Genomic DNA, 10,732 nt, shown 5'->3' on the forward strand with positions numbered 1-10,732 from the left:
GGCGGGGCGGGGGGGGGGGGGCCGCGCCCGCCCCCCCCCCCCCGCCGCCCGCCCCCCCCCCCCCCCCCCCCCCCCCCCCCCCCCCCCCCCCCCCCGGCCCTCCGGCGGGCCCTGTGGCCGCGCCGGCCCCCGTCATCGCGGAACCTCCACGGCCAGTGTCGTCCCCTCGCCCGGTGCGCTGCTCAACTGCCTTTTCCCGCCGAGCTGTTCGACCCTCCGGATGATCCCCGACAGACCGTAGCCGCCCCGGGGGATCCTGGGGTCGAATCCCACCCCGTCGTCGCTGACCCGCACGGCCACGCACTCGCGCCCGTACTCCAGCGTGACGTGCACCGCCGTCGCCTTCGCGTGCCTGAGCGCGTTGGCGAGCGCTTCCTGCGCGGATCGCAGCAGCACCACCTCGACGGCCACCGGCAGTGGCTCCGGAGCGCCCCGTACGGCGAAGCCCACAGCGGGTCCCGCCCCCTCCGCCGCGCGGTCGGTGAGCCGGCGCAGTGCCTGGGGCAGCGAGCTGTCGTCGAGTGCGGTCGGCCGCAGGGCAGCGACCAGGGCACCCGCCTCGGCAAGGTTCTCCCTGGCGGTGTCTGTCACCAGGCCCAGCTGGTGACGGGCCCGGTCCAGCGAGGCGCGGTGCCCGGGCGGCAGTGCGGTCATTCTGTCCAGGGTCGTTGTGGCGGCCTGGGAGAGCATGACGATGCTGCTCAGGCCCTGGGCGATCGCGTCGTGGATCTCACCGGCGAGGCGTTCGCGTTCGGCGGCGGCTCCCGCCTGCCCCGCCGCTTCGGCCAGTTCGGCTCTGGTGGCGGCCAACTGCTGGATGAGCACGGCGCGTTCGCGGCTCTGGTCGATGATGCGGTGCACCCAGGTACCGAAGGCGGCGGAGAAGAGGATGACCGCCAGGGCGGTGGGGCCCTGGACGGTAAGACTGTCCGTCACCACCCCCGTTCGCAGCATCTCGGCGCCCACCGGCACCAGGGCGAAGAGCGTCATGACGCCGGTCGCGGACAGCGGCGGCAGCGCCCAGTACACCTGTGGAACCACGGCCACCAGGGACAGGGAGGCCGCCGAGGCCATCGTCACCGCGCCGGTGAACAGCACGAACAGCACTCCGAGGTGGAGCAGCCCGCGCCGGCCCGCCTCGTCCTCGCGGACGTACGCCCTGCCGTGGACGGCGTACCAGAGCCCGCAGCAGGCCAGCAGGACACTGGCGAGCGGGCGGCTGCCGGCCGTGCGGTCGTCGAGATTCAGGACGAAGGCGATGGTTCCGGCGTACGCGAAAAGGTAGTAGCAGTCCCAGCCGAGGTACCCGCGCAGCCACTCATGTCCGGCCTCGCCGGCGGGCGCTTCCGTCCCCCGCCCCGGCCGCCCTGTCCCACCCGCCGCACCCGAGCCGCCCACCCCGCCCCCCATCTTCCGGCCACCTCCTGGCAGGCCATCGAGTCGGTCAGGAACACCGAACGGGAGCCCTGCGCCCGGAACTTGAGCAGAACAGCACCCCGCGAACGCACTGTAGTACGACGCCCGGCGGCAGGATCACCGAGGAGCGGCGCCCCCGAGTAGGCCCGGCCGACGGATGCCGACGGATACTGGGGCCATGGAATTCGCCGTCTTCATGACCCTGCCCGGGCTGGTCATCCTGCTGACCGTCATGGCCCTCGTGGACCAGATGATGCTGCGCGCCGGACGTTCCTGGGTGCTGCCGTGGCGGAACAGCGCACGTCAGGGCCAGATATCGTCGACCGGTTTCGAGCAGCTGCACGCCTCCTTCTCGCCGGGCAAGCAGACCGAGCTCAAGGAACGGCAGTCGTCGCTGCTGCTGCGCGACGACGAGGAGGACGGGGCGCCGCCGAACCGCACCATGGTGGACCTGGACGGGGGGACCGCGGTGGTCCGGATGCCGGGGGTCTGAGGGGCGGGGCGGACCGGGGAGGCCGGCAGGCAGGGCGCGGCAGCCCCGTGCCCCGTACCCCTCACTCCCAGACCGCGGTCTCCGGGTCCACGCCACGCGCCCGCGCGTTGGCGAAGATCACGTCGCGCAGCCAGGCGGTGAGCCCGGGTTCGAGGGCGTCGAAGTGGTCGGTGTAGCCGGGTTCGGTGAGGTAGCTGCGGCCGATGCAGGCGTGCATGGTGTGGGTGCAGTCGAAGTACTGCGAGATCGAGGCGCGGTGCCGTTCGGCGAGGGTGTTGGCCTCGGGGGTGCCGGGAGTGAGGCCGGCGCGTTTCGCGGTGGCGAGGTCGGCGGTGAGGGCCTCGGTCTCGGCGGCGGTGGCCTTCCAGTCCTCGGGGGTCCGCTCGGCCGCGCGTTCCGCGTACTGCGCCCACTGTGCGCTGTCGCCCCAGCGCGCCTCGGCCTCCTCCACCCAAGCGGGCTGCCAGTCGGCGCCGAAGATCTCGACCTGTTCCTCGGGGGTCAGCCGCATCCCGCGCTTCGACGCGGCCATCATCCGGTCGACCGAGCCGACCATGTCCTGGAGGCGGGCGATCCGCTCCACCAGCTGGTCGCGCTGTCTGCGCAGGTGGTCGTGGGTGTCGACGTCCGGATCGTCGAGGATCCGGACGATCTCGGCAAGCGGGAAGCCGATCTCCTTGTAGACCAGTGCCCGGTGCAGCCTGGCGATGTCGTCGCCGGAGTACACCCGGTGCCCGGCCCAGGTGCGCCCGCCGGGGCGTACCAGGCCGATGGAGTCCCAGTGGTGCAGCGTCTTGACGGTGACGCCGACCAGGGCTGCCGTACGTCCGACGGTGAGAGCCGGCTCCTCCTCCGGGCCGGACGGCCAAAGACCGGCCTCCCCCTCCGGGCCGGACGGTTCCGTATCATCGGTGTCGCGCCTCATCCGGCCAGTCTCGCAGGACGCTCCTCGGTCCCAAGGCACCCCCGAGAGGCGCTGCTCTCATTTCGCCCCGGTGGTGGCGGTGCCCTCCAACGGCTCGACTTCCTACCCCCGGGTTCCCGCCCCCGGGGCCGAGCCCCTTGGATCTGCTACGCCGTCGAACCCGGCACCCCCGCGTGTGCCAGCACTTCTCCCGGGGGCAGCGCCACGCTCGCGGCGGCGCTCAGCCCGGAGGCCGCCGTGTGGGCGTCGGCGATGCGCAGGCCCACTCCGTATCCCGCGAAGTCGGCCAGTCCGACCGGCTGTTGCCCCATGAGTTCGGCGGTGGCGTCGCCGTGGACGTACGCGGTCAGGTTCTGCATTCCCGCCACGTCGATGCCGCCCACGATCTTCGCGTACGCCTCGTCAAGTCCCTTGCCCTTCAGCCCGGTTGTCCACGGTGCCATGGCGTGCTCGCCCGCCAGGTCCCGTACGAAGGCCTCGGCGAGCCCCTCGGCCACCACCTGCTCGCCGACCGTGACGGTCGCCGGGTTCCAGACCACATTGGCGTAGCGGACGTTGTGGTGGAGTTCGTGCGCGGCGGCGTGGCCGATCCGCTCCAGGCTGATGTCGGTGGGCCAGATGGTCAGGTGGATCGCGCCGGGGAAGCCGCCGAGGCCGAAGTAGCCGCTGCTGCGTACGGTGAGGTGGTGGTCGTCGGGGTTGCCGAGGACCGGCAGCACATGGACGGTGTCGGGGGTCCGGGTCCCGGCGGGGATCTCCGCGGCCAGCCGTTCGGCCGCCGTCGCCAGGCACTGCTCGATCCGCTCCCACACCCCGGCATCCCGCAGCTGCCGCACGGCCGCGGCCAGTCGGGGGTCCTCACCGTCCAGCGGGAATCCGCTGCCCGTCATGGTGTGCATCTGCACCACGTCCACCTCGCCCGCGCCGACGGCGGCCATCGCCTCCTGGAGCGGGGCGAGGAGGGTGCGCAGGGCCTCCGGCCTTTCCTGCGGGGGGAGTTGGAGGAGTTCGAGCATGGCGGTCGCGGTGTCGTGCACAACAATCTTCATGACCCGGACGGTAGGACCTCCTGTTACAGGAGGAGCAAACTGACAGCCTGTGTCCGGTGCGGTCTGTGTACGGCGCGGGCGGAGCCTGCCGAGGCCCCGGTGAGCCGTGCCCGGTCGCGGGAGCCGTGGCCGAACCGGGCGGCCATCCCGCGTTCACCGCCCCGTACGCCCACCGTCGCCGACTGCCCCTAACGTCTCGTCCGATCCCACCCCTATCGAGGAGCATCGTGAGCGCTTCCACCTTGTCCGCGCTGGCCGTCGCCGTCCTCACGGCGACCGGCATCTCCGCCGCTGCTCCGCCCGCTCCCCCGGTGTCGGCCACCGCCCGGGCGGAGACGCCCGCGGTGTACGACGACGAGGCGGGCGGCAACGCCGACGCCGACGACCCGGCCGTATGGGTCGACCCCGCTAACCCGGGCCGCAGCCTCGTCATCGGCACCCTCAAGGAGGCCGGTCTGGATGTCTACGGGCTCGACGGCCGCCGCCTCCAGCACCTCGCGGCCCCGGAGGCGCCCGGCGCGGAGGCGGCACCCGGTCGCTTCAACAACGTCGATGTCGTCTACGGCTTCGAACTGAACGGCAGGAAGACGGACTTGGCGCTGGTGAGCGACCGCGGCCGGGACCGCATCCGCGCCTACGCCATCGACCCGAAGGCCGTCGCGGCGGGCCGAGCGCCCCTCAGGGACGTCACGGCGCCGGGCGTCGCCCCCGTCTTCGCCGCCGACGAGTCCCAGGTGGACGACCAGCGCACGGCGTACGGCCTGACCGCCTTCACCGATGACGACGACGCCTATGTGGTCGCCTCGCAGCGGGAGGAGACCCGGCTGCGCCTGCTGAAGCTGGAGGACCGCGACGGCCGCGTCGGCTACCGCACCGAGGACACCCTCGACCTCCCGGACACCTTCCGCCTCCCCAACGGCACACAGTGGAAGCCGTGTGCCGACCCGGGCGAGCGGCCGCAGGTCGAGGGGATGGCCGTCGACCAGGAGGAGCAGGTGCTGTACGCCGCCCAGGAGGCCGTGGGCCTGTGGCGCGTACGCCTCGAAGGGTCGAAGTTCGCCAAGCCCCAACCGATGGACCGGGTACGGGAGTTCGGTACGCCGTGGACGTACGACACGGCGAACGAGGAGTGCGTGCTCGACACGGCCCACGACCCCGGGTACGGCGGCCGGCACCTGTCCGCCGACGCGGAGGGCGTCACCGTCTACCACGCCAAGGACGGCAAGGGCTATGTCCTCGCCTCCAGCCAGGGCGACAACACCTTCGCCGCCTACCGCCGCGAGGGCCGCAACGACTACCTCGGCTCCTTCGCGCTGACCGACGGCCCGGCCGCCGACGGCGTACAGCACTCCGACGGTTCCACCGTGGTCAACGTCCCCCTGGGCCCCGCCTTCCCGAAGGGCCTGCTCATCACCCACGACGGTGAGGCGACTCCGGCCGACGGCGACCGCGCGGGCACCAACTTCAAGCTGACCCGGTGGGACGAGGTGGCACGCGCCTTCCCCACCCCGCTGACGGTCGACACGAAGTCGTTCGACCCGCGCGACAGCGACTGAGAGCCGGTCCTGGTCCGCACTAAGGAAGGTGGCGCATCCGAACATCAGGGACCGCAAGGCGTAGTGGACGAGCCGCGCGGTCCTCGCGAGGGTGACCACCGGTGACAGCGGGCTCGGCATCGGCGACGAGGCGTACGGGGACCAGCCCGACCACCTGGCCGAGCACTGCGACCTGAAAGCACGGCCGGCCGGGTGGTCCTCACCCGCAACCCCGGCCCTCGCGCACGGCGGCACGCATTCCGGGGACCTGTCGGCGCGTGCGCCGTGTGATCGGCTCCCACGCTGCGAAACTGCCGCGGTGAACGACGCCGAGGCCAACGACGACAGAGCCGATGCCGACGGCTCACCAGGGCCGGACATCCGACTGGTGGAATTTCTCGCCGACCCCGCACACCTACCGATGGATCTGGCAACCTCGGTGCATCAGTGCGCCCAAGCCCTGGGGCTGCCGGACGTGCTGGTGTTCCTCGCCGACATCCAGCAGCGTCAGCTGACCGCCCTGAACCTGGCAGCGCCCACACAGGAAATCGACAGCTCCGTGGCCGGTGCCAGCTATCGAACCCAGATCCCGCAACTGGAACCCCAGCGGCAAGGGATCACGTTGTGGCAGCCCCTGGTCGACGGCGTGGAACGCCTCGGGGTGCTCTCGGTACACGTCACCACCGCCGACGAGCCCACCCGGCAACGCGCCTCGGCCCTGGCGGCGCTCTGCGCCATGATGATCACGTCCAAACGCGCGTACAAGGACACTTTCGTACGCCGCGCACGCACCCACTCCATGGACCTCGCGGCCGAGATGCTGCGCGCCTTCCTGCCTCCCCGTACCATCGGCACCCCTTCGGTGACGTCCACCGCGGTCCTGGAGCCCGCCTACGAGATCGGCGGCGACGCCTTCGACCACGCGTTGTCCGAGGACACCCTGCACGCCGCGGTGCTGGACGCCACCGGCCACAACCTCGCCTCCGGACTGACCACCGCGGTCGCTCTGGCGGCCTGCCGCAAGGCCCGGCGCACCGAGGCGGGCCTCCTGGACCTGGTCCACGAAGCAGACGAAGCCCTCATCACGTGGCTGCCCGACCTCTTCTGCACCGGTGTGCTCTGCCGCCTCCACCTGCCTACGGGAATGCTGCGCTGGGTCAACTGCGGCCACCCGCCGCCCTTGCTCATCCGTGACGGCCGACTGGTCGAGGGCGCCTTCAGACGCCGGGCCGACCTCCCCATGGGCACTCCCTCGAAACTGTCACGGCACCCGCGCTCCGTGCACCAGATCCAACTGCAGCCCGGAGACCGGGTCCTCGTGCACACCGACGGCATCACCGAGGCACGGAACGCTGACGGCAGCGAGTTGGGAGTCGAGCACCTCGCCCATGACGTCGCCGACTCCGGCACGCTCAGCGAGCTCGCCCCCGAAACCCTGCGTCGCCTCATTCACAGTTTCCTCGACGCCACCGGCCCCCGACTGAAGGACGACGCGACCATCCTGATGCTGGAATGGAAGCCCGCACAGACGATGACATAGGGCACGTGCGCGTGGGGGTCGCCCTGCGCCTGCAACAGCCGGTCGGCACGCGTCCCAGCCGGTCGGCACGGGTGCGTCCAGCCGGTCCCGCGCCTGCTCGACGGACCTGCCGTACGACCTACTTGGCGGAGCCGGCCTTGTCCCAGGTGGCGGTCGCGCGCAGCATGTGGTGGTCGGACACCTTGTGCTCGATCTTCCTCGCATCGGCCTTCACCCCGACGAAATCCCCTTCGCTCAGGAAGATGTAGTCGATTTTCTTGCGGCCGAAGGTGGGTTCGCCCGAGCGACAACGGCTGTGCTGCGCCGAAGCGCACGTCCGGTGGTCGAAGTACCGCTTGTCGCGCTCGTCGGCCTCGACGAAGCGGCCGTGTGCTCCGCCACCCGCGCCCCGACCGTAGAACTCGCCCATCTCACGGGTGAGCGGGCTGGCGTTGAAGTCTCCGGCAAGCACCACGGGCACCCCCTGGATACGCCACTTGGCTGCCTGCGTGGCCAGCTCGCGGGCCTGCTGCCTCCGGGGGCCCTGCTCCTGCGAGTACAGGTGCACCGAACAGGCCCAGTTGTCCCGGCCGCGCAGCGTGCTGCGAACGCACGGCACCTTGAACCGCTCCGGTTCCACGCCCTGCGTGACGTCCAGCACGACGGTGTCCCGGATCTTGGCCCGGACCAGGACCGCCGCCCCGTAGTCCTTCTTCTTGCAGGCGCCGATCTTGCCCTTGGTCGCGGTGAAGCGTCCCGTGAACCCGTGCGGTGCGAGGCGGGCGAGCACCTTGTCGTACTGTCCTCTGCACACCTCCTGCAGGTGTACCTGGTCGGCCTTCCACCTGCCGCCGACCGCCTGGCCGGCCACCACCTCCACGCGCCGACGGGTCTCGTACCCCTTGCTGTCCGGGCACGCAGATCCACAGATGTTGTACGTCATGATGCGTACGGTTCCCCGCTCGGCGGCCGGTGCCGGTGCCGGTGCACCGGAGGATCCGAGCAACGCGGGAAGGGCGAGGGAAGCGGCCACGGAAAAGGTCACGAACAGGGACGGACGGGGCATCAGACCTCCTGCGGACGAGGGAAGACAGCGGGCAGAGCGAATGACCCTCTGCACATATCCCTCGGCCTGCCTCCTCTACCGATCCGGCGCACACTCCATACGAATGCGCAGGGACAGCAGCCGCCCGCGAGCCGTGTCCGGGGCACACAGCCCGCTTCACCACCAGAGCCCGGGTCCGCGGAAGCCTGATGGGCCGACTCGGGCCGCCTCACCCTGGACGTACCGCAGCTGCCACGGAAAGCGGGCACCGTGGTGCGCCGAGCCGTGGCGCTCTCACTGGTGGTCGTACGTCATCCCGATGCCGAGGGTGCTCTGCGCCGGGAGCAGCCCGGTGGCGACGATGTCGAGCACCGGCGGCAGCAGCAGGTCGGCCAGGCGGGCCGTCTCCTCGGGGGTGAGTGCGTCCCAGGGGGCGGCGGCCAGTTCGTCGGTGAGCTTCTCGACCGCGTTACGGAGCCGCAGGCCCTCCTCCGTGGCCTTGCCACCGTCCTCCAACAGGCCCCGGACCACCAGCCGTTCACGGGCCGCGCACCACTCCTCCGCGCTCCACTGCCGGCTGCCGAACACCTCCTCGGGTGCCGCGCCGACGGCCGCGTGCGAGACCAGGGATTCGGCGGGGCCGAGCCCGTGGGCCTGAAGGGCGGCGAGGTGGCCGTCGCCACGGTGTTCGCGCAGGACGGTGGCGGCGTGCCAGAGCACGGCGTGCGGTTCCTCGGGCCAGGGCAGCGCGGCGTTGGCGGCGGCCATGGGGCGGCCCGCGGTGTCCGCCGCGAGGGCGGCACGGCGGGCCAGTTCTGCGGCCTCACGCAGCTCCGGCGAGGAGATCCGCTCCCCGAGCATCCGGCGCAGCGCACGGTCCGTCGCCGCGGTCCGGGCCGCCAGTACCAGCTCGGGCGCGGCGGTGCGCCAGGCCTGGGCGGCGTAACGCTCCACCATCCGCCGGCCGAAGCTGTAGAACAGGGAGTTCACCAGCTTGTGGCCCACCGGCCCGAGCGGCGCGGCACGGTAGGCGAAGTAGCTCGGCCAGCGCTCCTCGGTGGCGTAGCCGAGAGCGGCGGCGGCCTCGAACGCCTCCGGCGCGTAGTAGAGCGTGGCGTGCACGGGCTCCAGCAACTGCCACAACTGTCGGACCGTGCTCAGGCTGTGCGTCATGTCGCTTCCTTCGCTGGTTCTGGCTCCACTGCCTCTCCTGCGGGGCGCGTCGCACATCCCCACAGAACTTGACAGCGCCTAGATTGCGCCCGCCCCGCTATCTTGTCAATGCCTACTTGTCAGCGACTACTTGTCAGCGACTAGATGTCGGATACCCTTCCCCCATGGCTCCTCCCACGGCTTCCACCGGCGCATCGGCCTACCACCACGGAGATCTCCGCCGCTCCCTCCTCTCCACGGCCGTGGAGGTCATCCGGAGCGACGGTGTCGCCGCCATCAGCCTCCGCGACCTCGCCCGGCGCGCCGAGGTCTCGCACGCCGCGCCCGCCCACCACTTCAAGGACAAGGCCGGCCTGCTGACCGCGATCGCCACGGAGGGCTTCGAGCTGCTGGCCGCCGCCCTGGACGCCACCCCCACCGACAGCCCGCACCGACTGCGTGAACTGGGTGTCGGGTACGTGGAGTTCGCCCTCGCGCACCCCGCCCACTTCGAGGTGATGTTCCAGGCCCGGCTGCTGCACTCCGACGCGCCGGAACTCACCGCCGCCAAGGAGCGCGCCTCGCTCGCCCTGCGCTCCGGCGTCGAGAACCCCACCGACCGCACCAGCGCTTCCGACACCCGCCGCGCCGGCCTGGCGGCCTGGTCCCTCGCCCACGGCTTCGCCACCCTCCAGCTCAGCGGCAGCCTGCCCACCCTGGACGACGATCCCGCCGACACCTTCCGCACCCTCGTCGACCGGCGCCCCTTCCAAGGGCACCCCCACTGACGACCGGCCATACCCCCCACCCACCCCCGGACCTCCGCCTACCCCTCCCCCACCAGCGCGTCCACCACGAACCGCGCCACTCGCGAGGCCCGTTCCGTGGTCCAGAACGACGCGTCCTCGACCGTCGAGATGAAATAGCCACGGGTCACCAAGTACAGGAGATCCGCGGCCAGTTCGGGGTCCGGTACGCCGGCCGCCGCAGCCGCCTCGACGAACTCGGCGCGTGAGGACTCCGGTTCGCTGCGGTCGCCGCCCTGCGGGTCGGTGTGCAGGGTGGAGAGCATCTCGACCCACAGGCGACGGAGCAGCAGGTCGTCCGGGTCGGTGCTGAGGTTCCACTCGACGGTGGCGCGCAGCAGTTCGGTGCCGTCGCGCTCGCCGACTCGGGTGGTCAGTTCGGTGCGCCAGCGGGACTCGGCGGCGCGTACCGCCGAGATGATCAGTGCCATCCGGCTGGGCACGTAATTGGTGACCATCGCGGTGGATCCGCCCAGTTCCTTGGCGACCGCGCGGATGGTGAGTGCGCGGGCCCCGTCACGGGCGGCGACCGCGAGGGTGGCGCGGGCGATTTCCCTGCGGCGCTGTTCTTCGTCGACGTCGATCGGCATGGGGGAAACCTAACGCAGGAGGTTTTGAAGGGGGTTGACGCTGCTCACTTTCAGATGCAACGCTATTATATCACGTTGTTTTTTGAGTGCACCACCGTGCACCTCCCGCATGACCTTGCACCTCCCGCATGCCTCGCCTGCGTTTCCGCCGCGCCTTCGCGCGGCTCCTTCCCACCCCTTCCCCCGCCTCCCCATGGAGGGC

Annotated in this window: 10 protein-coding genes; 4 read left to right on the plus strand and 6 right to left on the minus strand. The window is 71.4% G+C overall.

Annotated elements, in window-relative coordinates:
* Positions 1–132: 132 nt before the first annotated feature.
* A complete protein-coding gene (locus tag ACIA73_RS01315; protein WP_399436149.1) occupies positions 133–1,410 on the minus strand; it encodes a sensor histidine kinase in 1,278 nt (425 codons plus the stop codon).
* A gap of 184 nt (positions 1,411–1,594) precedes the next feature.
* Between ACIA73_RS01315 and ACIA73_RS01320 the strand changes: the two genes are divergently transcribed.
* Positions 1,595–1,909, plus strand: coding sequence for a DUF6191 domain-containing protein (locus tag ACIA73_RS01320; RefSeq protein WP_399436150.1), 315 nt, complete (start codon positions 1,595–1,597; stop codon positions 1,907–1,909).
* 61 nt (positions 1,910–1,970) lie between these two features.
* Here ACIA73_RS01320 and ACIA73_RS01325 read toward each other — a convergent pair whose 3' ends face one another.
* Positions 1,971–2,834, minus strand: coding sequence for a MerR family transcriptional regulator (locus tag ACIA73_RS01325; RefSeq protein ID WP_399436151.1), 864 nt, complete (start codon positions 2,832–2,834; stop codon positions 1,971–1,973).
* A 146-nt stretch (positions 2,835–2,980) separates the two neighbouring features.
* Positions 2,981–3,883: a DUF2268 domain-containing protein gene (locus tag ACIA73_RS01330; RefSeq protein ID WP_399436152.1), complete on the minus strand. Its 903-nt coding sequence runs from the start codon at positions 3,881–3,883 to the stop codon at positions 2,981–2,983.
* A 227-nt stretch (positions 3,884–4,110) separates the two neighbouring features.
* Between ACIA73_RS01330 and ACIA73_RS01335 the strand changes: the two genes are divergently transcribed.
* Positions 4,111–5,439: a phytase gene (locus tag ACIA73_RS01335; RefSeq protein WP_399436153.1), complete on the plus strand. Its 1,329-nt coding sequence runs from the start codon at positions 4,111–4,113 to the stop codon at positions 5,437–5,439.
* Positions 5,440–5,530: 91 nt separating this feature from the next.
* A complete protein-coding gene (locus ACIA73_RS01340) occupies positions 5,531–6,958 on the plus strand; it encodes a PP2C family protein-serine/threonine phosphatase (RefSeq protein ID WP_399436154.1) in 1,428 nt (475 codons plus the stop codon).
* A 118-nt stretch (positions 6,959–7,076) separates the two neighbouring features.
* On the opposite strand, the gene ACIA73_RS01345 is transcribed toward ACIA73_RS01340, so the two are convergent.
* Together ACIA73_RS01345 and ACIA73_RS01350 are read right to left on the minus strand one after the other, a co-directional pair.
* Positions 7,077–8,003 (minus strand): endonuclease/exonuclease/phosphatase family protein, encoded by a 927-nt coding sequence (locus ACIA73_RS01345; protein ID WP_399436155.1) that lies wholly within the window; start codon positions 8,001–8,003, stop codon positions 7,077–7,079.
* Positions 8,004–8,276: 273 nt separating this feature from the next.
* A complete protein-coding gene (locus ACIA73_RS01350) occupies positions 8,277–9,155 on the minus strand; it encodes a hypothetical protein (protein ID WP_399436156.1) in 879 nt (292 codons plus the stop codon).
* Positions 9,156–9,319: 164 nt separating this feature from the next.
* Here ACIA73_RS01350 and ACIA73_RS01355 point away from each other — a divergent pair, with 164 nt between their 5' ends.
* Complete coding sequence (locus ACIA73_RS01355; protein WP_399436157.1) at positions 9,320–9,922, plus strand: TetR/AcrR family transcriptional regulator; 603 nt, start codon at positions 9,320–9,322, stop codon at positions 9,920–9,922.
* Positions 9,923–9,960: 38 nt separating this feature from the next.
* Here the strand turns inward: ACIA73_RS01355 and ACIA73_RS01360 are convergent, their stop codons facing one another.
* A complete protein-coding gene (locus ACIA73_RS01360) occupies positions 9,961–10,530 on the minus strand; it encodes a TetR/AcrR family transcriptional regulator (protein WP_399436158.1) in 570 nt (189 codons plus the stop codon).
* Positions 10,531–10,732: the final 202 nt, after the last annotated feature.

Origin of the sequence: Streptomyces sp. NPDC051561 (assembly GCF_044454195.1) — a bacterium.
GTDB lineage: Bacteria > Actinomycetota > Actinomycetes > Streptomycetales > Streptomycetaceae > Streptomyces.

Coding starts and splice junctions, on each gene's coding strand:
- ACIA73_RS01355 (WP_399436157.1), top strand. CDS start 9,320: ATGGCTCCTCCCACGGCTTCCACCGGCGCATCGGCCTACCACCACGGA.
- ACIA73_RS01315 (WP_399436149.1), bottom strand. CDS start 1,410: ATGGGGGGCGGGGTGGGCGGCTCGGGTGCGGCGGGTGGGACAGGGCGG.
- ACIA73_RS01350 (WP_399436156.1), bottom strand. CDS start 9,155: ATGACGCACAGCCTGAGCACGGTCCGACAGTTGTGGCAGTTGCTGGAG.
- ACIA73_RS01325 (WP_399436151.1), bottom strand. CDS start 2,834: ATGAGGCGCGACACCGATGATACGGAACCGTCCGGCCCGGAGGGGGAG.
- ACIA73_RS01330 (WP_399436152.1), bottom strand. CDS start 3,883: ATGAAGATTGTTGTGCACGACACCGCGACCGCCATGCTCGAACTCCTC.
- ACIA73_RS01345 (WP_399436155.1), bottom strand. CDS start 8,003: ATGCCCCGTCCGTCCCTGTTCGTGACCTTTTCCGTGGCCGCTTCCCTC.
- ACIA73_RS01360 (WP_399436158.1), bottom strand. CDS start 10,530: ATGCCGATCGACGTCGACGAAGAACAGCGCCGCAGGGAAATCGCCCGC.
- ACIA73_RS01320 (WP_399436150.1), top strand. CDS start 1,595: ATGGAATTCGCCGTCTTCATGACCCTGCCCGGGCTGGTCATCCTGCTG.